General features: G+C 72.0%; 24 protein-coding genes and 2 pseudogenes. 9 read left to right on the plus strand and 17 right to left on the minus strand.

What is annotated here, in order from left to right; genetic code table 11:
• Positions 1 to 36: 36 nt before the first annotated feature.
• Positions 37 to 1,617, minus strand: coding sequence for a geranylgeranyl reductase family protein (locus tag ACZ7LT_RS25600; RefSeq protein WP_471238433.1), 1,581 nt, complete (start codon positions 1,615 to 1,617; stop codon positions 37 to 39).
• A gap of 180 nt (positions 1,618 to 1,797) precedes the next feature.
• Here ACZ7LT_RS25600 and ACZ7LT_RS25605 point away from each other — a divergent pair, with 180 nt between their 5' ends.
• Together ACZ7LT_RS25605 and ACZ7LT_RS25610 are read left to right on the plus strand one after the other, a co-directional pair.
• Positions 1,798 to 3,162: a M20/M25/M40 family metallo-hydrolase gene (locus ACZ7LT_RS25605; RefSeq protein ID WP_471238434.1), complete on the plus strand. Its 1,365-nt coding sequence runs from the start codon at positions 1,798 to 1,800 to the stop codon at positions 3,160 to 3,162.
• A gap of 117 nt (positions 3,163 to 3,279) precedes the next feature.
• Positions 3,280 to 3,981 (plus strand): MBL fold metallo-hydrolase, encoded by a 702-nt coding sequence (locus ACZ7LT_RS25610; protein ID WP_471238435.1) that lies wholly within the window; start codon positions 3,280 to 3,282, stop codon positions 3,979 to 3,981.
• Positions 3,982 to 3,989: 8 nt separating this feature from the next.
• Here ACZ7LT_RS25610 and ACZ7LT_RS25615 read toward each other — a convergent pair whose 3' ends face one another.
• Positions 3,990 to 5,024: an NUDIX domain-containing protein gene (locus ACZ7LT_RS25615; RefSeq protein ID WP_471238436.1), complete on the minus strand. Its 1,035-nt coding sequence runs from the start codon at positions 5,022 to 5,024 to the stop codon at positions 3,990 to 3,992.
• 232 nt (positions 5,025 to 5,256) lie between these two features.
• On the opposite strand from ACZ7LT_RS25615, the gene ACZ7LT_RS25620 reads away from it, so the two are divergent.
• The gene (locus tag ACZ7LT_RS25620; protein WP_471238437.1) at positions 5,257 to 5,430 is read left to right on the plus strand and encodes a hypothetical protein; all 174 of its coding nucleotides are present in this window, start codon (positions 5,257 to 5,259) and stop codon (positions 5,428 to 5,430) included.
• A gap of 87 nt (positions 5,431 to 5,517) precedes the next feature.
• On the opposite strand, the gene ACZ7LT_RS25625 is transcribed toward ACZ7LT_RS25620, so the two are convergent.
• A complete protein-coding gene (locus ACZ7LT_RS25625; protein ID WP_471238438.1) occupies positions 5,518 to 6,477 on the minus strand; it encodes an ROK family protein in 960 nt (319 codons plus the stop codon).
• Positions 6,478 to 6,582: 105 nt separating this feature from the next.
• Here ACZ7LT_RS25625 and ACZ7LT_RS25630 point away from each other — a divergent pair, with 105 nt between their 5' ends.
• Positions 6,583 to 7,650, plus strand: coding sequence for a LacI family DNA-binding transcriptional regulator (locus tag ACZ7LT_RS25630; RefSeq protein WP_471238439.1), 1,068 nt, complete (start codon positions 6,583 to 6,585; stop codon positions 7,648 to 7,650).
• Between the two features lie 37 nt (positions 7,651 to 7,687).
• Here the strand turns inward: ACZ7LT_RS25630 and ACZ7LT_RS25635 are convergent, their stop codons facing one another.
• From ACZ7LT_RS25635 to ACZ7LT_RS25665, 7 genes and pseudogenes are all read right to left on the minus strand, one after another.
• Positions 7,688 to 7,927: a hypothetical protein gene (locus ACZ7LT_RS25635; protein ID WP_471238440.1), complete on the minus strand. Its 240-nt coding sequence runs from the start codon at positions 7,925 to 7,927 to the stop codon at positions 7,688 to 7,690.
• A 248-nt stretch (positions 7,928 to 8,175) separates the two neighbouring features.
• Positions 8,176 to 8,391, minus strand: a pseudogene (locus tag ACZ7LT_RS25640) (serine/threonine-protein kinase); the annotation flags it as partial.
• A gap of 182 nt (positions 8,392 to 8,573) precedes the next feature.
• Positions 8,574 to 9,872, minus strand: coding sequence for a DUF6986 family protein (locus ACZ7LT_RS25645; RefSeq protein ID WP_471238441.1), 1,299 nt, complete (start codon positions 9,870 to 9,872; stop codon positions 8,574 to 8,576).
• A gap of 154 nt (positions 9,873 to 10,026) precedes the next feature.
• A complete protein-coding gene (locus ACZ7LT_RS25650) occupies positions 10,027 to 10,989 on the minus strand; it encodes an electron transfer flavoprotein subunit alpha/FixB family protein (RefSeq protein ID WP_471238442.1) in 963 nt (320 codons plus the stop codon).
• A gap of 96 nt (positions 10,990 to 11,085) precedes the next feature.
• The gene (locus tag ACZ7LT_RS25655) at positions 11,086 to 11,871 is read right to left on the minus strand and encodes an electron transfer flavoprotein subunit beta/FixA family protein (RefSeq protein ID WP_471238443.1); all 786 of its coding nucleotides are present in this window, start codon (positions 11,869 to 11,871) and stop codon (positions 11,086 to 11,088) included.
• A 190-nt stretch (positions 11,872 to 12,061) separates the two neighbouring features.
• Complete coding sequence (locus tag ACZ7LT_RS25660) at positions 12,062 to 12,595, minus strand: flavin reductase family protein (RefSeq protein WP_471238444.1); 534 nt, start codon at positions 12,593 to 12,595, stop codon at positions 12,062 to 12,064.
• Between the two features lie 198 nt (positions 12,596 to 12,793).
• On the minus strand, positions 12,794 to 13,129 hold the full coding sequence (locus ACZ7LT_RS25665; protein WP_471238445.1) for a thioredoxin family protein: 336 nt from the start codon (positions 13,127 to 13,129) through the stop codon (positions 12,794 to 12,796).
• Positions 13,130 to 13,428: 299 nt separating this feature from the next.
• Between ACZ7LT_RS25665 and ACZ7LT_RS25670 the strand changes: the two genes are divergently transcribed.
• Positions 13,429 to 14,145, plus strand: coding sequence for a lysophospholipid acyltransferase family protein (locus ACZ7LT_RS25670; RefSeq protein WP_471238446.1), 717 nt, complete (start codon positions 13,429 to 13,431; stop codon positions 14,143 to 14,145).
• A gap of 15 nt (positions 14,146 to 14,160) precedes the next feature.
• Here ACZ7LT_RS25670 and ACZ7LT_RS25675 read toward each other — a convergent pair whose 3' ends face one another.
• The 6 genes and pseudogenes from ACZ7LT_RS25675 to ACZ7LT_RS25700 form a co-directional block, all read right to left on the minus strand.
• Positions 14,161 to 14,856, minus strand: a complete 696-nt coding sequence (locus ACZ7LT_RS25675) for a B3/B4 domain-containing protein (RefSeq protein WP_471238447.1) — start codon at positions 14,854 to 14,856, stop codon at positions 14,161 to 14,163.
• A gap of 38 nt (positions 14,857 to 14,894) precedes the next feature.
• Positions 14,895 to 15,035: pseudogene (locus ACZ7LT_RS25680) on the minus strand (transglutaminase); the annotation flags it as partial.
• A gap of 92 nt (positions 15,036 to 15,127) precedes the next feature.
• A complete protein-coding gene (locus tag ACZ7LT_RS25685) occupies positions 15,128 to 16,198 on the minus strand; it encodes a threonine aldolase family protein (protein WP_471238645.1) in 1,071 nt (356 codons plus the stop codon).
• A complete protein-coding gene (locus tag ACZ7LT_RS25690) occupies positions 16,195 to 16,953 on the minus strand; it encodes an SDR family NAD(P)-dependent oxidoreductase (protein ID WP_471238448.1) in 759 nt (252 codons plus the stop codon). The genes ACZ7LT_RS25685 and ACZ7LT_RS25690 overlap by 4 nt, the downstream gene beginning before the upstream one ends.
• A gap of 32 nt (positions 16,954 to 16,985) precedes the next feature.
• Complete coding sequence (locus ACZ7LT_RS25695; protein ID WP_471238449.1) at positions 16,986 to 18,380, minus strand: DUF6421 family protein; 1,395 nt, start codon at positions 18,378 to 18,380, stop codon at positions 16,986 to 16,988.
• A gap of 152 nt (positions 18,381 to 18,532) precedes the next feature.
• Positions 18,533 to 19,660 carry an LLM class flavin-dependent oxidoreductase gene (locus tag ACZ7LT_RS25700; RefSeq protein WP_471238450.1) on the minus strand — a complete coding sequence of 376 codons (1,128 nt, stop codon included), beginning with the start codon at positions 19,658 to 19,660 and terminating at the stop codon, positions 18,533 to 18,535.
• Positions 19,661 to 19,712: 52 nt separating this feature from the next.
• On the opposite strand from ACZ7LT_RS25700, the gene ACZ7LT_RS25705 reads away from it, so the two are divergent.
• On the plus strand, positions 19,713 to 20,342 hold the full coding sequence (locus tag ACZ7LT_RS25705; protein WP_471238451.1) for a PadR family transcriptional regulator: 630 nt from the start codon (positions 19,713 to 19,715) through the stop codon (positions 20,340 to 20,342).
• A gap of 181 nt (positions 20,343 to 20,523) precedes the next feature.
• Positions 20,524 to 21,207 (plus strand): glycerophosphodiester phosphodiesterase, encoded by a 684-nt coding sequence (locus tag ACZ7LT_RS25710; RefSeq protein WP_471238452.1) that lies wholly within the window; start codon positions 20,524 to 20,526, stop codon positions 21,205 to 21,207.
• 93 nt (positions 21,208 to 21,300) lie between these two features.
• Here the strand turns inward: ACZ7LT_RS25710 and ACZ7LT_RS25715 are convergent, their stop codons facing one another.
• Complete coding sequence (locus ACZ7LT_RS25715; protein ID WP_471238646.1) at positions 21,301 to 21,855, minus strand: GNAT family N-acetyltransferase; 555 nt, start codon at positions 21,853 to 21,855, stop codon at positions 21,301 to 21,303.
• 165 nt (positions 21,856 to 22,020) lie between these two features.
• On the opposite strand from ACZ7LT_RS25715, the gene ACZ7LT_RS25720 reads away from it, so the two are divergent.
• A complete protein-coding gene (locus ACZ7LT_RS25720) occupies positions 22,021 to 22,602 on the plus strand; it encodes a DUF5134 domain-containing protein (protein ID WP_471238453.1) in 582 nt (193 codons plus the stop codon).
• Positions 22,603 to 22,707: 105 nt separating this feature from the next.
• The gene (locus ACZ7LT_RS25725; RefSeq protein ID WP_471238454.1) at positions 22,708 to 23,643 is read left to right on the plus strand and encodes a M56 family metallopeptidase; all 936 of its coding nucleotides are present in this window, start codon (positions 22,708 to 22,710) and stop codon (positions 23,641 to 23,643) included.
• Positions 23,644 to 23,670 lie beyond the last annotated feature (27 nt).

Below are 23,670 nucleotides of genomic sequence, written 5' to 3' on the forward strand. Positions count from 1 at the left end.
CGCCAGGCCCGGCCCCAGCCCCGCCCCGGCCGCCGGTCACGCCTGGCCCGGCGCGCTCCGCTCCGTCCGCTCGTCCGCCCATTCATCCGCCCGCTCGTCCGTCTGCCGCTCCGTACGGGCCTCCGGCATCTGGCGGTCCAGGAGGTCCAGGGCCCGGCGCGCCAGTCCGTGCGTACGTACCAGACCGGCCAGTGTCGTCGTGCCGCGCGTGATGTCGGCGAAGGCGCGCCACACCGGCCGCAGCCCGGTCACGGCCGCGTGCAGCAGGCCCGGCCGCCGCTCGAAGAGCGACAGCATCCGCCGCCCGACCGCCATCTCCACGCCGAGCCCCGCCTTGATGGCGAAGGCGTAGTTCAGGGCCTGTCGCCGGGCGTCCACGGCGTCGTGGGACTCCGCGATCCGTACCGCCCACTCCCCCGCGAGGCGCCCCGAGCGCAGCGCGAAGGAGATGCCCTCGCGCGTCCAGGGTTCGAGGAGACCGGCCGCGTCGCCGCAGACCAGCACCCTGCCCCGGGACAGCGGCGAGTCGTCGCTGCGGCAGCGGGTCAGATGGCCCGAGGAGATGGCCGGCTCGAATCCGGCGAGGCCGAGCCGGGCGATGAAGTCCTCCAGGTACCTCTTGGTCGCCGCGCCCTCGCCCCGCGCCGAGATGACTCCGACGGTGAGCGTGTCGCCCTTGGGGAACACCCATCCGTAACTGCCGGGCATCGGGCCCCAGTCGATGAGCACCCGGCCCGCCCAGTCCTCGGCGACCGAGGGCGGCACGGGGATCTCGGCCTCCAGACCGAGGTCCACCTGGTCGAGCTTGACGCCGACATGGGCTCCTATGCGGCTGGCGCTGCCGTCGGCGCCGATGACCGCCCGCGCGAGCACGGTCTCGCCGTCGGCGAGGACGACCGCGACGGTCCGCCGGTCCGGTACGGCCGTGCCGTGCTGCTCGACCCGGGAGACGGTCGCTCCGGTGCGCAGCTCGGCGCCCGCCTTCTGGGCCTGTTCGACGAGTCCGGCGTCGAACTCAGGCCGGTTGATGAGCCCGAACAGCATCCGCCGGGAGCGGCGGGTACGGGCGAACTTGCCGTTCATCGAGAACGTGACGGCGTGCACCCGGTCCTGGAGGGGTAGTTCGAAGCCGGGCGGCAGCGCGTCGCGGGAGGGGCCGATGATGCCGCCGCCGCAGGTCTTGTAGCGGGGCAGCTCGGCCTTTTCCAGCAGGAGGACCCGGCGTCCCGCCACGGCCGCCGCGTAGGCGGCGGAGGCACCGGCGGGCCCGGCGCCGACCACGACCACGTCCCACACGGACTCCGGCCGCGCCGCCCCGGCCGCCTCGGTGTCCGGTTCCGCGTCCGGCTCCCCGGCGCCCGACTCCACGGAGTCCAGCGGCAGGTCGCCCTCGGAGGCCACGGACTCGGCCGGCACACCCTGGGCCTGCCCGGGCTCGGACGGCACGCTCTCGGACGGCCCAGGCTCGGACGGCGCGCCCTCGGCCCGCACCGGCTCGGAGGGCACGGGCTCGGACGATGCCCGACCGGGCTCCGCCGGGCCGGGCCGAGTGGTTCCGGCGTCTGCGTTCTCGCTGCTCACGATGTGCTTCTGCTCCTGATCCGACCAGTGGTCCATGCTCTTCACGGCATCCTACGGCGCGGTACCGATCGCCCCTCTGTGGGAGGATCGCCCCTGCGTTCGCTGCCACACCAGGCACAACGGACGCAGGCGTCATGCGTGACGGCTCACCCGTCACATGGCTCGACGTCACGTACTCCGTCACTCCATAACGTCGCACCCACGAGGAGCGTGCCCATGACCGCGAATCCCATCGCCGAGACGGTCGCATCCCTGTTGCCCCGCGCCAAGGCGGAGCTCGCGGAGCTGGTGGCCTTCGAGTCGGTCGCGGACGAGGCCGTGGCCCCGCGGAGCGAGTGCGAGGCGGCGGCGAACTGGGTGGCCGACGCGCTGCGCGCCGAGGACTTCCAGGACGTGGCGCTCCTCGACACCCCCGACGGATCCCAGTCGGTGTACGGCGTACTGCCCGGCCCGGCCGGCGCCCCGACCGTCCTGCTCTACGCCCACTACGACGTCCAGCCCAAGCTGGACGAGTCGGCGTGGCTGAGCCCGCCGTTCGAGCTGACCGAGCGGGACGGCCGCTGGTACGGCCGCGGCGCCGCCGACTGCAAGGGCGGCTTCATCATGCACCTGCTGGCGCTGCGCGCCCTCAAGGCGAACGGCGGCGTCCCGGTCACGGTGAAGGTGATCGTCGAGGGCTCCGAGGAGCAGGGTACGGGCGGTCTTGAGCGGTACGCCGAGGCGCACCCCGAGCTGCTCACCGCCGACGCGATCGTGATCGGCGACACCGGCAACTTCCGGGTCGGCCTGCCGACGGTGACGGCGACGCTGCGCGGGATGACGATGATCCGCGTACGGATCGACACCCTCGAAGGGAACCTGCACTCCGGCCAGTTCGGCGGCGCCGCGCCGGACGCGCTGGCCGCGCTCATCCGCGTCCTGGACACCCTGCGGGCCGAGGACGGCTCCACCGTCATCGACGGTCTACCCGCGGACGCGGTGTGGGACGGAGTGCAGTACCCCGAGGACGACTTCCGCCGCGACGCCCGCGTCCTCGACGGCGTGGGGCTGCCGGGCAACGGCACGGTCGCCGACCGTATCTGGGCCCGTCCCGCCGTGACGGTCATCGGCATCGACTGCCACCCGGTCGCCGGTGCGACCCCGTCCATCCCGGCCACGGCCCGCGCGCAGATCAGTCTGCGGGTGCCGCCCGGCCAGGACGCGGCCGAGGCGACGCGCCTGCTGTACGCGCACATCGAGAAGCGGGTGCCGTGGAACGCCCGGGTGTCCTTCGAGCAGGTCGGCCAGGGCCAGCCGTTCCTGGCAGACGTCACCAGCCCGGCGTACACCTCGATGGCCGAGGCGATGGAGATCGCGTACCCGGGCCAGAAGATGCAGACGTCGGGCATGGGCGGCTCGATCCCGCTCTGCAACACGCTCGCCGGGCTCTACCCGCAGGCGGAGATCCTGCTGATCGGCCTGAGCGACCCGGAGGCCCAGATCCACGCCGTCAACGAGTCGGTGTCGCCCGAGGAGCTGGAGCGGCTCTCGGTGGCCGAGGCGTACTTCCTGGTGAACTACGCCCAGTCGAAGAAGGGTTGAGCGATCCCGAACGCGGAATGGGCGTGCGTCGCGGCGCACGCCCGTTCCGCGTTCGGCGAAGATCGCCAGGAGCGTAGACCGCCGCGGCGGACGTCCCCGAACACGTACGTTCACTGCATGGACTTCACCGAGGTGACCCCTCAACTGCACATGCTCCACTTCTCCATCGGCCAGGCCTATCTCTGGCGCGACGGCGAGGAGCTGACCCTGGTCGACGCCGGGTGGGCCGGCGCCGCCGACGACATCGAGCAGGCCATACGCCAGGCCGGGATGCGGCCCGAGAACCTGCGCCGGATCGTGCTCACCCACTGCCACGGCGACCATGTCGGCTCGGCCGGGGAGCTCGCCGGCCGGCACGGCGCCGAGATCCTCGCCCACCGCCTGGACGCGCCGGTGATCCGTGGCGAGGCGCCCGTGCCGGAACCGGACCTGCTGGACTGGGAGCTCCCGCTGTACGAGCACGCGCTCACCGTCCCCCAGGCCCCGCCGACCCCGGTCGACCGGGAACTGGAGGACGGTGACGTGCTCGGCTTCGGTGACGGGGCCGTGGTGGTGCACGCCCCGGGCCACACGGACGGTTCGATCGGTGTCCATCTGCCGCGCCACGGCGTGCTGTTCACGGGCGACACGATCGCGGCGGTGCAGGGGGTGACGTTCGGGGTCTTCCATGTGGACCGGGAGCGGGCCAAGGCGTCGATGCGACGGCTCGCCGCGCTCGCACCGTCGACGGTCTGCTTCGGCCACGGCGATCCGCTGACCGTGGACGCGGCGGCGCGGCTGGACGAGGCGGCCGCCCGGGACGCGGCCGCCACGCCGTAGCCCGGCCGCTAGACCGGGACGCCGCCTTCCAGATTGAGGACGGTGGCGCGTTCCCGGGCCCGTAGCGCCCAGCGCAGCCGCTGGTAGCGGACCGGGGGCAGGAGTTCGGCGGCCTCCTCCTCGGTGACGAACCGCCAGCCGCGGAGCTCGGCGCCGGGCAGGAGCATCCGCCGTGCGTCCACGCCGCTCAGCCGGCCGCCGTCGAAGAGCAGCCGCAGGCCGCCGTAGCCGGGAGGCATGGGCCGTTCCCAGTCGACGACCAGGAGGCGCGGGACGGTGTCGAGTTCGAGGCCGATCTCCTCGGCGACCTCCCGCATCCCGGCACGGGCGGGCGGCTCGCCGCGCTCGACGACCCCGCCGGGGAACTCCCAGCCGGGCTTGTAGGTGGGATCGACGAGCAGGACCCGGTCCTCCTCGTCGAAGAGGAGCACCCCGGCGGCGAGCGTCTCGCGGGTCGGCTCCGGCGTCTGCACGATCGTGCAGGTCCCGGCCGCGCCGGTGTGCACGGCCCGCGCGATGACCTCGGCGGTGCCCGCCGGGGTGAGGGCGGAGTTGTCGACGAGGTGGGCGTCGGCGGTGATCCAGCCGAGGGCCGCGCGGTACGGCTCCAGGTGGTCGTACGCCCATTGCCGTACGCGTTCGTTGGCATCGGGGTCGTCGGCGTACTCCTCCCGTCCGGCGATCCATCCGCGCAGGATCGTTTCGTCCGGGGTCAGTGCCACATGACAGACCTCGATGCGCCGGGCCGCGAGCCCGCCGAATATCTCGTCGCGGTACTCCTGTCGCAGCAGCGTCATAGGCACCACCAGCACCCCACCGACCTCGGCGAGCAGCGCCGCGGCGGTGTCGACGACCATCCGGCGCCAGATCGGCAGCTCCTGGACGTCGTTGACCTCCGCGAGGCGCTTGTGCGGGAGCAGGGAGCGCACCGCGGTGCCGGTGAGTTCGGGGTCGTACAAGGTGCTGTGCGGGATCAGGTCGATCAGTTCGCGCGCGGCGCTGGTCTTGCCCGCACTGAACGCACCGTTGATCCAGACGATCACAGTTCCCCCTTATCCGTAGCCCTCAGTGGCTTGCCCGCAACACCCTGCCACGGAAACCCCCGTCCGGTACCGGACGGGACGATCCCGATGACTCTCCGTCGCGGATCGCACGCGCCGGGGTCGAACCGGACCAGGATGTGCAACGTCTCACTGAACGGGCCGCCGGGTCCGTTCGGCCGTAACACTCCGGGACGGAGGGACGTTGGGTCCGGCAATGACGAGGGGGTGCGCGATGCGTCGCACGGTGCTGGAGAGGTTCCCCGCGGGGGGTCCCCGCGGAAGCTGGCCGGCTGAGGAGTTCGCCCGGCAACGCCGGGACGAGGGCCAGCCGGCGGAGGTCGTGATGGATCTGGAGTCGGACGCGTTCCTGGTGGTCGTGGTCCAGCGGACACCCGACACCCGCTGAAGGGCGGCCGTCGGAGCCACGCTGACGGGCCGGGCGTCACACCCGTCGAAAGGCGGCCGCCTGGCCCAGTGCCGGCGGCCGGGCGGCTCAGCCGGTGAGGCTGACCGGCGCGCCGCCCGTACGGCGCGGGGACGCGGCGGCGGCCGCGCCCAGCAGGCCGGCGTCCGTGCCGGTGAGCGCCGGGGCGACGGTCAGGCGCCGGACGAAGGAGAGCGTGGCGTAGTCGCGCAGGGCCCCCCGCAGCGGGTCGAACAGGACGTCGCCCGCACCCGCCACTCCCCCGCCGACCACCGCGATCTCGATCTCGACCAGGCTGGCGGTGGCCGCGATGCCGGCGGCCAGGGCCTGGGCCGCGCGGGCGTAGGAGGCGGTCGCGACGGGGTCGCCGGCCCGGGCGGACGCGGCCACCGCCGCGGCGGTGGTGTCGCCGTCCGGGCCGGGCCGCCAGCCGTTCTCCAGGGCCCGGCGGGCGATGTTGGGTCCGCTGGCGATCCGCTCCACGCAGCCGCGCCCGCCGCACGGGCACGGGTCGCCGTCCAGCTCCACGCAGACGTGGCCGATGTGTCCGGCGTTGCCCGTGGGGCCGGGGTGCAGGGCACCGCCGAGCACGAGGCCGCCGCCGACACCGGTCGAGACGACCATGCACAGGGCGTTGTCGTAGCCGCGCGCGGCGCCCTGCCAGTGTTCGGCCGCCGTCATGGCGACCCCGTCGCCGACAAGGGTCACGGGCCGGCCCCCGGCCGCCCGGCGGACCCGCTCGACCAGCGGATAGTCGCGCCAGCCGGGGACGTTGACCGGGCTGACCGTACCGGCACCGGCGTCGACCGGTCCGGCGCTGCCGACGCCGACTGCCCCGGCCAGCGGCCACAGGGACGAGGCCGCGAGCTCCTCGACGACCGCCTCGACCGCCCGCATCACCGTCTCGCCGTCCTCGCGGGCGGGGGTCGGGCGCTGCGCCCGTACGAGGATCCGCCCGCCGCCGTCGACCAACGCACCGGCGATCTTGGTACCACCGATGTCGAGCGCGACGACGAGGTCGGTAAGCATGGGCGCGAGTCTCCAGGTGGGCAGGGTCGACGAAGGGGTGCGAGGAACAGTCTCCATTCACCTGACAACGTTGTCCAGGCCCTATGCTCGACGGCACAGCCTCCCATGACTCCGGACGAACGAACAGGACAGCGCACTGTGGCCGACAACGCCCGCCGCACCGACCACCGCTATGGCATCCGGCCGACCATGAAGGACGTCGCGGCCCGTGCCGGAGTGGGCCTCAAGACGGTCTCGCGGGTGGTCAACGGCGAGCCCGGGGTCACGCCCGACACCGAGCGCCGCGTCCAGGAGGCCATCGAGGCCCTGGGGTTCCGCCGCAACGACAGCGCCCGGGTGCTGCGCAAGGGTCGTACGGCTTCGATCGGGCTCGTCCTGGAGGATCTCGCCGACCCCTTCTACGGCCCGCTCAGCCGCGCCGTGGAGGAGGTGGCGCGGGCGCACGGCGCGCTGCTCATCAACGGCTCCAGCGCCGAGGACCCGGACCGGGAGCAGGAACTGGCCCTGGCGCTCTGCGCCCGCCGGGTCGACGGTCTGATCGTGATCCCGGCCGGTACCGACCACCGCTATCTGGAGCCGGAGATCAAGGCGGGCATCGCGACGGTCTTCGTGGACCGGCCGGCCGGGCGGATCGACGCCGACGTCGTCCTCTCCGACAGCTTCGGCGGGGCCCGCGAGGGCGTCGCCCATCTCGTCGCGCACGGCCACCGGCGGATCGGGTTCATCGGCGACCAGCCGCGCATCCACACCGCGACGGAGCGGCTGCGCGGCTACCACGCGGCGATGGAGGACGCCGGGCTGCCGGTGGACCCCGCGTGGGTGTCGCTGGGCCCCACGGCCCCGGAGCGGGTACGGGACGCGGTCACGGCCATGGTGACGGGACCGCATCCGGTCACCGCGCTCTTCGCGGGGAACAACCGGGTGACCGTGACGGCCGTACGGACCCTGGCGGGGCGCGAACGGCCGGTCGCCCTGGTCGGCTTCGACGACATCGAGCTCGCGGACCTGCTCGGGATCACCGTCATAGCCCAGGACGCCGCCGCGCTGGGGCGGACGGCGGCGGAGCGGCTCTTCCGCCGTCTGGACGGCTTCGACGACGCCCCGGACCGGGTGGAGCTCACGCCGGTCCTTATCGCGCGGGGCTCGGGCGAGATCCCGCCGCACGACGCGTAGGCGCGGTGCGGCCGGTCCGCCGGGCCGCACCGCTCGCTCAGCAGACGGGCAGACCCGGCAGGGGCGCGTCGTTGTCGCCGCCCTTGATGTAGACGACGCTGAAGTAGACGTCCCTGTTGCCGCTGTCGTGGTCGGTCTTGGCCCACCAGACGTTGGTCCACTGGCCGTAGGTCTCGCGGCGGCCCAGGTTGGCCTGGCAGTAGAAGTAGGTGGTGCCGGCGTTGAGGACGCCCGCCTCGCCGCCGTCGTGGCGGTAGGTCTTCCCGGTGCGGTACACCTCGCAGTTGTACTTGCGCCGCCCTTGGGGCGGCAGACCGGAGCGGGGGCAGGCTCGCCGCCCGTACCGCCCGTCGTGGTGGTGGAGCCGCCGCCCGTGGTGCCCTTGCCGCCCGTCGTGCCGCCGGTGGTGGCCGAGCCGCCGTCGGCGCCCCGGGAGCCGGTGGTTCCGCCCGTGCCCTGGTCGCCGGGGTCCTTCCCGGGCGCGGGGGGCTGCGGGGAGACCGACGGCGGCTTCTTGGGCGCGGACTCCATGACGATGACCGGGCGGCCGTCGTGCTCGGTCACGTCGTGGACGGCGACCACTCCGGGATGGCGGACGCGGGCGGCGGCCCGTGCCTCGCGCTGCATCCGCAGGCGCAGATCGGCCAGTTCCGGCGCGGCCGCGTCGGTGTACGTCCGCAGTTCCTTGACGGCGACCTCACGGCCGAGCACCTCGTCGACGGCGCGCCAGACGACGCCCATGCCGCCGCGCCCCAGTTGGCGCACGATCCGTGGGGGCACCTCCCATGCCGAAGGCTATGAGGGGAGGCCGGCCAGCCGCTCGTTCTCCCCCGATGACACCGCTGCCCCGTTCCCTGTGGCGTTGGGTGATGAACGCGTACAGAGCACGGGGCGGCGATGGCAGCGCCCGGGGGCGCGGGGGTTTACTGGGCAGTCGCCGTGAGGTCGCCGCGGCGCGGGGAGGCGAAGCGGTCGAGGTCGGCGCGGGTCAGGCCGGTCAGGGCGGCCACCTCGGCGGTGTCGAGGGCTCCGCAGTCGATGCCGCGCAGCAGGTAGGAGCTGAGCGCCTTGGCGGTGGCGGGCTCGTCCATGACGTCGCCGCCGGCGTGGTTGGCGTAGGCGGACAGGCGCTTGGCGGCGGTCTCGAACCCCTCGCGGTAGAAGGCGAAGACGGCGGCGTAGCGGGTGGGGATGTGGCCGGGGTGCATGTCCCAGCCCTGGTAGTAGGCGCGGGCGAGGGCCCGGCGGGTGAGGCCGTAGTGCAGGCGCCAGGCCTCGTGCACGTGCTCGGTGGAGCCGACGGGCAGCACATTGGTGGAGCCGTCGGAGACCCGTACGCCGGTGCCGGCGGCGGCGACCTGCATGATCGCCTTGGCGTGGTCGGCGGCCGGGTGGTCGCTGGCCTGGTAGGCGGCGGAGACGCCGAGGCAGGCGCTGTAGTCGAAGGTGCCGTAGTGCAGGCCGGTGGCGCGGCCCTCGGCGGCGTCGATCATGCGGGCGACGGCGGCGGTGCCGTCGGCGGCCAGGATGGACTGGCTGGTCTCGATCTGGATCTCGAAGCCGAGGCGGCCGGCGTCGAGGCCGTGGGCCTTCTCGAAGGCTTCGAGGAGGCGGACGAAGGCGGAGACCTGCTCGGGGTAGGTGACCTTGGGGAGGGTGAGGACGAGGCCGTCGGGCAGTCCGCCGTGCTCCATGAGGCCGGTGAGGAAGATGTCGGTGGTGCGGATGCCCCGGTCGCGGACGGCGGCCTCCATGCACTTCATCCGGATGCCCATGTAGGGGGCGGCGGTGCCGGAGGCGTACGCCTCGGAGATGATCCGGGCGGCGCGGGCGGCGTCGGCGTCTTCCGCGGCCCCGTCCTTTCCGCCGTAGCCGTCCTCGAAGTCGACCCGGAGGTCCTCGATCGGCTCACGCTCCAGCTTGGCCCGTACGCGCGCGTGGACGTCCTCGGCGAGGGCGCCGGGGAGGCCGAGGACGGCGCCGAAGGAGGCGGCGTCGGGGGCGTGCTCGTCGAGGGCGGCGAGGGCCTGGTCGCCCCAGGAGCGGATGGTGCCGGCGTCGAAGACGTCACCGGGGACGTAGACGGTGTGGACGGGCTGGCGGGTGCCGGGGTCGCCGGGGTAGCGGCGGGCGAGTTCGGCGTCCACGGTTTCGAGGGAGGCGCTGATGGCCTCGCTGACGCCACCCGCGAGGCTCGTTGCCACCTTCTCCTGCTGACCCATTCCCACACCCTTCTCTTTTCCGCTTCACGGAATCAACAATCCGTATAGCGAAGTTAGTAGTCCGCCGGGACCTGAGTCAATGGTTGTCCGAAACGGCCGGGGGCCGCCCGGTGAAAGATCACCGCGCGGCCCCCGGACCGGACGAAGCAGCAGGTCAGCCCTTGCGGGACTGAATCTCCTGGGTCAGCTGCGGGACGACGTCGAAGAGGTCGCCGACGATGCCGTAGTCGACCAGTTCGAAGATCGGGGCCTCGGCGTCCTTGTTGATCGCCACGATCGTCTTCGAGGTCTGCATACCCGCGCGGTGCTGGATCGCACCCGAGATGCCGGAGGCGATGTACAGCTGCGGCGAGACCGACTTGCCGGTCTGGCCGACCTGATTGGAGTGCGGGTACCAGCCGGCGTCGACGGCGGCGCGCGAGGCACCGACGGCCGCACCGAGGGAGTCGGCGAGCGCCTCGATGATCGCGAAGTTCTCGGCGCCGTTGACGCCACGGCCACCGGAGACCACGATCGCGGCCTCGGTCAGCTCGGGGCGGCCGGTCGACTCACGCGGGGTGCGGGAGACGACCTTGGTGCCGGTGGCCAGCTCACCGAAGGAGACCGTCAGGGCCTCGACGGTGCCCGCGGCCGGGGCGGCCTCGACGGCGGCCGAGTTCGGCTTGACCGTGATGACCGGGGTGCCCTTGGAGACACGGGACTTGGTGGTGAAGGAGGCGGCGAACGCGGACTGCGTCGCGACCGGACCCTCGTCGCCGGCCTCGAGGTCGACGGCGTCGGTGATGATGCCGGAGCCGATACGGACCGCGAGGCGGGCCGCGATCTCCTTGCCCTCGGCGGAGGACGGGACGAGCACGGCGGCCGGGGACACGGCCTCGTACGCGGCCTGCAGCGCGTCGACCTTAGGGACGACGAGGTAGTCGGCGAACTCGGGCGCGTCGGCGGTGAGGACCTTGACCGCGCCGTGCTCGGCGAGGGCCGGGGCGGTCGCCTCGGCACCGGCGCCGAGGGCGACGGCGACGGGCTCGCCGATGCGGCGGGCCAGCGTCAGCAGCTCCAGGGTGGGCTTGCGGACGGCGCCGTCCACGTGGTCGACGTAGACGAGAACTTCAGCCATGGGACTTCAATCTCCTGCGAACGAAGAATCTGGGGGCGGTCGGTGGCTCTGCGCGAGCCTGAGCCGGACCCGGGGCGGCGCGCCCCGGGAGAGCGGCTAGATGAACTTCTGGCTCGCGAGGAACTCGGCAAGCTGCTTGCCGCCCTCGCCCTCGTCCTTGACGATCGTGCCCGCGGTGCGCGCGGGACGCTCGGTGGCCGAGTCGACCTTGGTCCAGGAACCCTCGAGGCCGACCTCGTCGGCGTCGAGCTCCAGGTCCGACAGGTCCAGGGACTCCACCGGCTTCTTCTTGGCGGCCATGATGCCCTTGAAGGACGGGTAGCGGGCCTCGCCCGACTGGTCCGTCACGGACACGACGGCCGGCAGGGACGCCTCCAGCTGCTCGGACGCGGAGTCGCCGTCGCGGCGGCCGGTGACCTTGCCGTCCTCGACCTTGACCTCGGAGAGCAGGGTGACCTGCGGGACGCCCAGGCGCTCGGCCAGGATCGCCGGGAGGACACCCATGGTGCCGTCCGTCGAGGCCATGCCGCAGATGACGACGTCGTAGCCGGTCTTCTCGATCGCCTTGGCGAGCACCAGCGAGGTGCCCATGACGTCGCTGCCGTGCAGGTCGTCGTCCTCGACGTGGACGGCCTTGTCGGCGCCCATCGACAGGGCCTTGCGCAGCGCGTCCTTGGCGTCCTCGGGACCGACGGTGACGACGGTGATCTCGGCGTCGTCGGCGTCCTCGGCGATCTGGAGCGCCTGCTCGACCGCGTATTCGTCGAGCTCCGACAGCAGGCCGTCGACGTCGTCCCGGTCGACGGTCAGGTCGTCGGCGAAGTGCCGGTCGCCGGTCGCGTCGGGCACGTACTTAACAGCTACTACGATCCTCAAGCTCACGCCGGCTCTCCTACTGCATCGTCATTACTGGGCTGCCTTGTTGCACGCAGCATAGGCGCCTGAAGGGACGGTTTCCGTTCGGGGCGCCTGACGCCCCTCACGAAATGTTACTCGCCAGTACACCCAATACGTTCCCAGTAAGCAAGCGCTCGGAACTGTGACCTTGCCAACGCTCCGTAACCGGAGACTTTCAGTCTCGCAGAGCGTTGAAGCGCCCCTGGTGGTAGAGGAGCGGACGGCCCTGGCCGGTGGGGTCGCCGGCGACCGCCTGGGCGACCACGATGCGGTGGTCACCGGCGGGCACGCGGGCGACGACCCGGCACACCAGCCAGGCGAGGACGCCGTCGAGGACGGGCACGCCCTCGGGGCCGGGGCGCCAGCTGGTGGGGGCCGCGAAGCGGTCCGCGCCGCTGCGGGCGAAGGTGGCGGCCAGCTCGCTCTGGTGCTCGCCGAGTATGTGCACGCCGATGTGCTCGGCCTCGGCGACCACCGGCCAGCTCGACGAGGTGGTGCCCACACCGAAGGAGACCAGGGGCGGCTCGGCCGCGACGGAGTTCAGTGACGTGGCGGTGAAGCCGACGGGGCGCTCCCCCTGGGCGGTGATGACCGCGACACCCGCCGCGTGCCGCCGGAAGACGGAGCGGAGCAGGTCGGAGGGGGCGAAGTCGCCGGAGGGTTCGGTGGGGGCCGGCCGGGGGATGCGGAGCTCGGGCGAGACCGTCATGGGAGGCGTTTCCTTCTGCGAGGGGTGCATGGGGTCCGTGGCTGCTCAGTCACCCGGACAGCGCGCACTCGCGTTGCGGGCCAGGTCCACATGGGCCCGCCCGTGAAGAAGGAGTTCTTGGGGCACGGCGCCAGCGTGGCGATGGTTGGCAGGTGCAGTCAAGTGCGCACCGGGGTGTGGGAGATGGATCACGACGGGTCAGACCGCCCTTCCCAGAGCTGCGATGACATCGGCCTTGCGGGGCTGCCCGGCCGCCCTGCGGACGATCCGGCCCAAGCTGTCGAGGACGAGCACGGTGGGCGTCTTCACGATGCCGAGATCACGGACGAGCCCGAGGTGCTCCTCCGCGTCGATCTCCACGTGCCCTACGCCGTCGATCATGCTCGCGACCTCCGCCAGGGTCCGCCGGGTGGCTCGGCAAGGCTGGCAGAAGGCGCTCGAGAACTGGACGAGCGTCGCGCGCTCCCCCAGCCGGGCGCCGCCCAGCTCGTCGGGGCCCAGACGCCGCGCGCCCTCGCGCTCCCCTGTCACCACCGTGTGCCTCCTGTACCTGTCCGTCACGTCCACGCCCTGTGCAGCGTCGCACGGGGTCCTGCGGATTCCCGCTCCCGCCGGGTCCGTTGCGACCCTGGCAGGTCCCGTACCCACACCCACCGGCTTGTTTCCGCCGGTCGCACGTGATGAGAATCTCTCCGGAATCTCCCCGCCGAAAAGCGTCAGGACTGGCCAGCGCGGCGCACATGGGGCACGATCGGCCCAATGCCGAAAACCTACGGCTGCGTAACTTCCGCCGGGAGAACCTCCCCAGGCACACACGAAGGGTCTCCCCCAAGATGGCAGAGCTTGTCTATCGGCCGGTCATCGGCGCCGCACTCGGGATGTTCAAGGCGCTGGACCTGAAGATCGACACTCAGGGTTCGGAGAACATCCCGCGGCAGGGCGGCGCGGTGCTGGTCTGCAACCACATCAGCTATCTCGACTTCATCTTCGCGGGCCTGGCGGCTCTGCCGCAGAAGCGGCTGGTGCGGTTCATGGCGAAGGACTCGGTCTTCCGCCACAAGATCTCCGGCCCGCTGATGCGCGGTATGAAGCACATCCCGGTGGACCGCAAGCAGGGTGAGGCGTCGTACCAGCACGCCCTGGACTCGCTGCGGTCCGGGGAGATCGTCGGGATCTTCCCCGAGGCGACGATCTCGCAGTCCTTCACGCTCAAGAGCTTCAAGTCGGGCGCGGCGCGCCTGGCCCAGGAGGCGGGTGTCCCGCTGATCCCGATGGCGCTGTGGGGCACTCAGCGGGTCTGGACGAAGGGCCGGCCGCGGAACTTCAAGCGCAGCCACATCCCCGTGACGATCCGGGTCGGTGAGCCCGTGGAGGCGCCCACCGACCAGTACGCGGGTGCGATCACCCGGCGGCTGCGTGAGCGCGTCCAGGAGCTCCTGGAGGCCGCGCAGCGCGCCTATCCCGTACGCCCCAAGGACGCGGGCGACACCTGGTGGGTGCCCGCGCACCTCGGGGGTACGGCTCCGGAGCCGGCGCAGGTGCGCGACTGAGACCGGGCGGACCGGTCAGGCGGTGAGGGTGCGGACGGCGAGGTCCGCGCCGGGGCTGAGCTTCTGGAGCGATTCGGCGAGCTCGGCGCCCGCCTCCTCCAGCTCGGCGAGGGTCATCGGCGCGAGGCTCTCCAGGAGGAAGAGCGCGTTGACCGAGCTCTCCTCCAGCCGGGTGCGCGGCCCCTGGCGCCAGTTCCAGCGGCGGCAGGTGACGCCCTCGTCGTCGCACCACACGATTTCGCCCGCGTCCGGGTGTTCCACGGCCTCCTCGCCGCCGGCGACCGTGACGAAGGGCTCGGTGCCGGTGGCCCGTACGAGCCGCATCCCGCCCCGGATCCGGTCGAGGTCCTCGCCGCCGACGGGGATGAGATGGGCCACGCTGATCGCGTTGTAGGCGTCGACGAGGCGGTTGATGCGGGGCAGGCCGCCGTCCGCGAGGGCGCGCTTGGCGAGCGCCTCGGCGGAGTTGCGGGTACGGGACGGCTTGGCGCCGAAGGCCGTGTAGGCGGCGCGCCAGGCCGCCATGTGCGGGTCCTCGTGCGGGGCGCGGCCGTCCAGACGGGCGGCGAGGCGGCGGGCCGCGTCGTCGAGCAGGGCCGAACTGGCCTCGTCGCTCGGGCCGTTGACCAGGCCGTGGGCCTCGATGGCGAGCGCGGTGAAGCCGGGCACGAGGGTGCGTACCTCGTCGTCCACGGTGAGCTGCAGGGTCATGATCCGCCGTTCGGGGTTCCGTCGTCGATGGTCGGTCGTCAGGGTTCGGTGGGAAGCGTCTGCCACAGGTACGGGCGGTCCGGGGCGGCCTTCAAGGCGCCCAGGACCACCGGATACGGTTCAGCATAGAGTACCGGATAGTCCACTTCATTGAACTCCGGACGGACCGGGAAGGCCAGCGGGGCGATCAGCGTGCCTATGAATACGGCCGACCGGAAGTCAATGGACTTCCGGCCGGCCGTCTATCTATTCACCTTGACGATGCAGGGCGTCAGCGGGTCATCTCTTCCTTCAGCGCCTGGAGGAAGGCGTCCACGTCGTCCTCGGTGGTGTCGAACGAGCACATCCAGCGCACGTCACCGGCCGCCTCGTCCCAGAAGTAGAAGCGGAACCGCTTCTGCAGCCGCACGCTCACCTCGTGGGGCAGTCGCGCGAAGACCGCGTTGGCCTGGACCGGGTAGAGGATCTCCACCCCGTCCACCCCACGCACCCCGTCGGCGAGCCGCTGCGCCATGGCGTTGGCGTGGCGGGCGTTGCGCAGCCACAGGTCCTTGGTGAGCAGGGCCTCCAACTGCACGGAGACGAAACGCATCTTGGAGGCGAGCTGCATCGACAGCTTGCGCAGATGCTTCATATGGCTGACGGCGTCCGGGTTGAGGACGACCACGGCCTCGCCGAACATCATGCCGTTCTTGGTGCCGCCGTACGAGATGACGTCGACGCCCACCGCGTTGGTGAACGCCCGCATCGGCACGTTCAGCGAGGCGGCGGCGTTGGCTATCCGCGCGCCGTCGAGGTGGACCTTCATGTTCCGCGCGTGGGCGTGCTCCACGATGGCCCGGATCTCGTCCGGCGTGTAGACCGTGCCCAGCTCGGTGTTCTGGGCGAGGGAGACAACCTGCGGCATGGCCCGGTGCTCGTCCTCCCAGCCCCAGGCCTGCCGGTCGATGAGCTCGGGGGTGAGCTTGCCGTCCGGGGTCGGGACGGTGAGCAGCTTGAGGCCGCCCATCCGCTCCGGGGCACCGCCCTCGTCCACGTTGATGTGCGCGGTCTCGGCGCAGATCACCGCGCCCCACCGGTCGGTGAGGGCCTGGAGCGCGGTGACGTTGGCGCCGGTGCCGTTGAACACCGGGAAGGCCTCGGCTCCGGCACCGAAGTGGCTGTGCATGACCCGCTGGAGGTGCTCGGTGTACGCGTCCTCGCCGTAGGCGACCTGATGGCCGTCGTTGGCCAGGGCGACGGCGGCCAGGACCTCCGGGTGGACGCCGGCGTAGTTGTCGCTGGCGAACCCGCGTACGGACGGATCGTGGTGCCGGCGCGCGTCGGTCTTGGTGGGGATCACGGCTTGGGGGTCAGCCACAGGCGCTGTCCATTCACTTCCTGTGCGGGCCGGTCCCAGACTCCGGCGATGGCCTCGGCCAGTTCCTTGACGTCCGTGAAGCCCGCGAATTTCGCATTGGGGCGCTCGGCGCGCATGGCGTCGTGCACCAGTGCCTTGATCACCAGGATGGCAGCCGCGGCCTTGGGGCCGTCCTCGCCCCCCGCCTTGCGGAAGTCGTCGCCGAGGGCGAGCGTCCAGGCCTCGGCGGCGGCCTTGGCTGCGGCGTAGGCGGCGTTGCCGGCGGTGGGCTGTGAGGCGCCGGCGGCGCTGATCAGCACGTACCGGCCACGGTCGCTGCGCAGCAGCGCGTCGTGGAAGGCGAGCGAGGTCGACTGGACCGTGCGGATCAGGAGCTTCTCGAGCAGCTCCCAGTCGGCGAGGTCGGTCTCGGCGAAGGTGGCGCTGCCGCGCCAGCCGCCGACGAGGTGGACCAGGCCGTCGATGCGCCCGAACTCCTTCTCGGTCTTGTCGGCCCACTCACGGGCCGCGCCGAGGTCGAAGAGGTCGACGGTGTCGCCGGTGACGGTGGCGCCGCCGTGGGCGTAGCGGGCGGCGTCGACCGCCTCGGCGAGGCGGGTGGCGTCCGCGTCGGAGGCGACCACGATGGCTCCCGCCTCGGCCAGCCGCAGCAGCGCGGCGCGCCCCGCGGGTCCGGCCGCGCCGGCCACCGCGATCACGGCACCTTCGAGCGGTCCGCCGTTTCCGTTGCCGTTCATGGTCCCCTCCTCCACGTTCTCGGTGCGAAGGCTCACGCGGCGACCCGCTCGGCGTTCGCGGCGGTGATCCCCTTGGTCGAGGCGATGACGCCCTTCAGCTTCTTGGCGAGTGCCTCATAGAACATGCTGAGGGGAAACTCGTCCGGAAGCACGTCGTCCACGAGCTTGCGCGGCGGCTGCGACAGGTCCAGGGCGTCCGGGCCCTTGGCCCAGCGGGATCCCGGGTGCGGGGCGAGGTAGGTGGAGACGAGCTCGTAGGCCTTGAACCAGTGGACGAGCTTGGGACGGTCGATGCCGGCCCGGTACAGCTCCTCGATCTCGGCGCAGAGCTGGTTGGTGACCTCGGGGGCGCGCTGCCAGTCGATCTTCAGCTTGTTGTCGGTCCAGCGCACCACGTCGTGCCTGTGCAGGTACGCGAAGAGCAGCTGGCCGCCGAGGCCGTCGTAGTTGCGGTTGCGGTCGCCGGAGACCGGGAAGCGGAACATCCGGTCGAAGAGGACGGCGTACTGCACGTCGCGGCCGTGGGCGTTGCCCTCGGCCTCCAGCTTCACGGCCTCCTTGAAGGCGGTGAGGTCGCAGCGGAGCTCCTCCAGGCCGTACATCCAGAACGGCTGGCGCTGCTTGATCATGAACGGGTCGAACGGCAGGTCGCCGTGGCTGTGGGTGCGGTCGTGGACCATGTCCCAGAGCACGAAGGCCTTCTCGCAGCGCTCCTGGTCATCGACCATGGCGGCGATGTCCGTGGGCAGCTCGACGCCGAGGATGTCGACGGCGGCCTCGGTGACCTTGCGGAAGCGGGCGGCCTCGCGGTCGCAGAAGATGCCGCCCCAGGTGAAGCGCTCGGGGGCCTCGCGCACGGCGATCGTCTCCGGGAAGAGCACGGCGGAGTTGGTGTCGTACCCCGCGGTGAAGTCCTCGAAGGTGATGCCGCAGAAGAGCGGGTTGTCGTAGCGGGTGGCCTCCAGCTCGGCGAGCCACTCCGGCCAGACCATGCGCAGCACGACCGCCTCGAAGTTGCGGTCGGGGTTGCCGTTCTGGGTGTACATCGGGAAGACGACCAGGTGCTGCAGTCCGTCCACGCGGTTGGCCGCGGGGTGGAAGGCGAGCAGGGAGTCCAGGAAGTCCGGCACGGCGAACCCGCCGTCCACCCAGCCGCGCAGGTCGGCGACGAGGGCGCGGTGGTAGGCGGCGTCGTGCGGGAGCAGCGGGGAGAGCCGCTCGATCGCGTCGGTCATGCGGCCGACGGCGTTCTCGACGAGCGCGCGGGACGGCGCGCTCTCGGCGTCGAAGTCGATCGAGCCGTCCTTGGACTGCCAGGGACGGATCTCCTCCACCGCGTTCTTGAGCTCGGGCCAGGCAGGGTGGTCCACCACCCTGGCGGCGGCTATGTCCGCACCCACCACGTCCTGCACAAGAATTTCCGTCATGCCTCTTCCTTCACAGGAGAACCTCGCGTCAAGACACCGTATCCATGCGAGGTTCTCCCCCACAAGGGGAGGGGGAAGAAATTATCCTGCCTGACCCCCATGGTCACCGCCGTTTTTCCTGTCCGGATGGGTACGGGCAAGCGCATCCCCTGCTAGCGGGCCGTCTCCCGGAAGTAGGGGATGACCTTCTCGCCCCACTGCCGCAGGGTCTCCATGCAGGCCTCCTGGGGGACCGTGCCCATCTGGACCAGGCACATGATCTCGTCGGCGCCCGCGTCCCGGAGCCGCTTCACATGGGCGATGGCGTCCTCCGCGGTGCCGTAGGCGTGGTCGGCGTTGAAGGTGGCGGTGGCGTTCGGCCGGACCGGAATGGCGTGCTCGTGCAGCCGCGCCATGACCTGCTCGGCCGCCTTGCGCATCTCCGCCGCCTCGTCGGCGCCCGCCACCACCGCCTCGTCGGGGACGCCCGTGCCGCCGTACCAGTGCCCGATGGCCTGGGCGAAGAAGCGCTGCCCCCGTGTCCCGATCCGGCGCGCCTCGGCCCCGTCGTCCAGGACGATCGTGGGGCAGAGCACGGAGAAGTGGTCGTTGACGGCCGTGGAGACGAAGCTGTCGCCGCTGCGCGCGGCGCGCGCCGAGTCGTACGCCGCCCGCATCCGCGCGACGGCCTCCGGTCCGGCGAAGCCCATGACGAGCGCGCCGACGCCGAGCTCGGCGGCCCGGGTGAGGGTCTCGGTGCGGCTGCAGGCCAGGAAGAGGGGCGGGTGCGGGGTCTGCTTCGGGCGGGGCAGGATCGGATGCGGACCGATCCTGAGCAGCTCGCCCTCGTACTCCAGCTCGTCCTTCTGCCAGGCCCGGCCGATGATCCGCAGCGCCTCCTCCACCTCCTGGGTCGTACGGTCGCGGTCGACCCCGCACAGCGAGGTCTCCTGCTCCGTGCCGCCCCGGCCGGCCCCGAGGTCCAGGCGGCCGCCGGAGAGCAGGTCGAGCATGGCCGCGCGTTCGGCGACCCGCACCGGATGGTTGAAGTTGAACGGCATGCAGACGACACCATGACCGATCCGTACGGTGGTCGTCCGCGCCGCCACCCAGGTCAGAAAAACCTCCGGGGCAGACAGGTGCGAATACCACTTGAGGGCGTGGTGTTCGACCGCCCAGATGCGGTCGAAGCCCATCTCCTCGGCGAAGACGGCCTGCTCGACGCAGTCACGCAGAAGCTGGTGCTCACGCTCCACGGTCGGGTCGGCGAGCTGCGCCTCGAAGATCACGGAGAACTTCACGGAACCTCCAGGGGGTTGCGTCCGTGCGGTTGCTCTTACTTCAATCAGCCATATGACTAATCATCAGGTCTCGAAGAAGCAAGAGTCGCGGACGCAGCGGACCGAACGGCCCGAGCTGCCGCCCACCGCGTGGGCTGTGCTCGGCCTGCTCTCGTTCCCCGGCGAGCGCACCGGCTACGACCTGAAGAAGTGGGCCGACGCCTCGCTCCGCTTCTTCTACTGGTCGCCCGCGATCAGCCAGATCTACGCCGAGCTGCGCCGCCTGGAGGCGGCCGGCTACGTCACGTCCCGGCGCTCCGGCCCGGAGGAACCCCGCACCAAGCGCCGGTACGCGATCACGGAGGCGGGCCGGTCCGCCCTCGCCGCGTGGGCGGACACCGACGGCGGCCCGGTCGTGCTCAAGCATCCGCTGCTGCTGCGCGTCTGGCTCGGACACCTGGCCGCGCCCGAGCGGCTGCGGACGCTCGTCGAGGAGCACATCGCCCGCACCCGGGCGGAGCTGGCCGCGGTCCGGGAGGCGCTGGCGCACGCCGAGGACGTCGACGCATGGGCCCATCCGCGGGTGGCTCTGCGCTGGAGCGAGCGGCAGCATCACGCCGAACTCGAGCTGGCCGAGGCGATGCTCGACGACCTCCAGCGGCTGGCGCGTCAAGGCGGGGACGACGCGCCCACCCAGGGGTGAAGCTGCCGCGCCCGGTCCCGCGGGAGGCGAACGGATGCTTCCGTTCGCCCGCGCGTGACCGGATACATCGTCGATGCGGGCCATTAGGCTGCCGCCGTGCCGCGTGGGGCACCAGCGCCGACTGAACCGACGCGCCCCTCATGGGACCCGAGCCGAAGTATCGACGGGAAGCGAGAAGATCTTGAGTTTCCTCACCATCGGTCATCGCGGAGTCATGGGTGTCGAACCGGAGAACACCCTGCGTTCCTTCGTCCGGGCGGAACAGGCCGGCATGGACGCCATCGAACTCGATCTCCATCTGAGCAAGGACGGCGCCCTCGTCGTCATGCACGACGCCGACGTGGACCGCACCACCGACGGAACCGGGCCGATCGCCGAGCGGACCCTGGCCGAGCTGCGTGAGCTGGACGCCGGGCAGGGCGAGCGCATCCCGGTGTTCGAAGAGGTCCTGGACGCCGTGAAGTCACCGCTCCAGGCCGAGATCAAGGACGAGTCGGCGGCCCGCGCGCTCGCCGAGGTGATGCACCGGCGCGACCTGGTCGGGCGGGTCGAGGTGTCGTCGTTCCACGACGAGGCCGTCGCCGAGATCTCCCGGCTGGTGCCGGGGGTACGGACGGTGCTGATCGCCAGTCACTGGGAGAGCGACATCGTGGACCGGGCCAAGGCGGTCGGAGCGGGCGCCCTCGCCCTGAACATCCGCCGGCTGACCCTGGAGACCGTGGAGCGGGCCCACGGCGCCGGCCTGCGGGTCATCGGCTGGGTGGTGAACACCCAGGACCATCTGCGCCTGGTGCGCGCCCTGGAGCTGGACGGCGCGACGACCGACTTCCCGGAGATCCGCCGCACCGGCCGCTTCACGGCCTAGCGCGCCCCCGGGCCGTCGAACGCGGGCTCTGAGGGCTCCGAAGACTGCACGGGCTCTGGGGCTCTGGAGGCTCTGGGGGCTCTGGGGGCTCGCTCAGGGAGCGAGTTTCTTCACCAGCAGCTCGAACTGCAGGTCGTCGCGGAGCGGGACGCCGAACCGCTCGTCGCCGTACGGGAAGGGCGTCATCCTTCCCGTACGGCGGTAGCCGCGCCGCTCGTACCACGCGATCAGCTCCTCGCGGACCGAGATCACGGTCATGTGCATCTCGCGCACGCCCCACGCCTCGCGGACCTGACGCTCCGCCTCGGCCATGATCTGGCGCCCCAGACCGGCGCCCTGGGTGCCGGGCCGGACGGCGAACATACCGAAGTAGGCGGCCTCGCCGCGGTGTTCCAGCTGGCAGCAGCCGACCAGCTCGCCGTCGCACTCCACCACCAGCAGGCGCGAGCCGGGGGCCGTGACGACCTGGCGCACCCCGTCCGCGTCGGTGCGCCGGCCGTCGAGGATGTCCGCCTCGGTGGTCCAGCCGGCGCGGCTGGAGTCGCCGCGGTAGGCGGACTCGATCAGGGACACCAGAGCGGGCACATCGGCCTCGACGGCGTCCCGGTAGCTGAGCTGTCCGGCACTCCGGAGCGCGGCGGTGTCCATGGTCTTCCAGTCTCCCCTCACGGCGGCGTTGCTGCCCCAGAGCGTAACGGGACAGCCGCGCTCCCCCTGTACACCTCCTCGTACATCTGTGCGCTCGCGTGCGACCGTCGCGCCCAGGGCATTCCTCAGGAGACCGTCCGTCACCGTCGAAGGGGGAGGTGGCCCGTGCACGGACCGTCGATGGCGGGCTGGCTGCTGGTGGTGCTGTGCGCGGCGGCCGGGACGTACTGCCTGTTGCGCCGCCGCGGCTGCGCGGGTGAGGAGCGCAGGGCGGCGGGCGGTGAGGCGCTGATGGCGTTCGGCATGGCGGTGATGGCGCTGCCCGCCGCGGTGGTGGCCCAGCCCCGGTGGGCGTGGCTGGTGTACGCGGTGGTCTTCGGCGCCGCGGCCGTGCGGGCGCTGTGGGCCGTGCGGCCGGGGGCGGGGCGCCGCCTCCCGCACCATCTGCACCATCTGATGGGGTCGCTGGCGATGGTGTACATGGCCGTGGCGATGACGGGGACCTGGTCCGGGGCGGGGGCCGCGCACGCGGGGCACACGGTGGCCACCGGCGCGTCGGGCATACCCCTGCTGACGGGGGTGCTGCTCCTCTACTACTCGGGGTACGTCCTGCGGACGGGGTCCCGGCTCGTGCCCGCGGCCGCGCACCCGGGCGGAGCCCTCGCGTGGACCGTCCGTCCGGAGCTGGCGCTCGCCTGCCGGCTCTCGATGGGGATGGCCATGCTGGCGATGCTGTTCGCGCTCTGAGGCGCCATCGGTCGCGGACCGGCAGGGGCGGCGAGGGCCGTGGCGTACGTCACTTGGCGCGCGAGGCCATACCCGGGAGTACGAGCGCACTCATAGGCTGGCGTCATGTTGGTCTCCCTCGCGCTGCTCGCGCTCGGCGCCCTGACCGCCGTCGTGGGTCCACGGCTTCTGTCACGGGCCGACTGGGTGGAGCGAGAGCCCGTGGTGGCGCTGTGGGTGTGGCAGTGCGTGGTGGGCGCGGTGCTGCTGAGCTTCGCGCTGTCGATGACCTTCAGCGCGGCCGCGGCCTGGCAGGCGGTACGGGGCCAGGTGTTCGCGCCCGCGCCGCGGGGCGTCGTCGAGGCCTACGAACTGGGCACCCATCAGCCGTGGTCGGCCGCGCTCGCCGTGGTGCTGGCCGGCGGCGGGCTGTGGACGGGCGCCATGCTCACCCGCGAGATCCGCCGCGCGGCGGCCCGGCGCCGCCTGCGCCGCGGTGAACTGCTCGTACGCGCCCCGCTGTTGCCCGGCGAGGAGCCGGGCGACGAACCGCTGGTGGTGCTGGAGGGGGAGCGGCCGGATGCCTGGTGGATGCCGGGGTCGGCGCCCCAACTAGTCATCACCACCGCCGCGTTGCGGCGGCTGAAGGGCCGTCAGCTCGATGCGGTGCTCGCCCACGAGCAGGGGCACGCGCGCGCCCGGCACGACTGGCTGCTGCACTGTTCGGCGGCGCTGGCGGACGGTTTTCCGGGGATCCCGGTGTTCGCCGCGTTCCGTGCGGAGATGCACCGGCTCGTCGAGCTGGCCGCCGACGATGTGGCGTCGCGGCGGTTCGGGCGGCTCACGATCGCGCTGGCGCTGGTCGAACTCAACGAACACCGGGGCGTGTTCGGGCCGTGTCCGACGCCCGACTCCGAGCTGCCCCGGCGTGTGAACCGGCTCCTCACGGCGGCGCCCCGGCTCACCGCGGGCCGGCGTCTGCGGCTCACCGCGGCGGCCTCGCTGGTGCCCGTGGTGCCGCTTCTGGTGGCATTCGTGCCCGGGCTCAGCGCGCTGGGATAGCTCCCCTGACGGCCTTCGGGGAAGATC

The sequence above is a fragment of the Streptomyces sp. NPDC039465 genome (genome assembly GCF_055639315.1).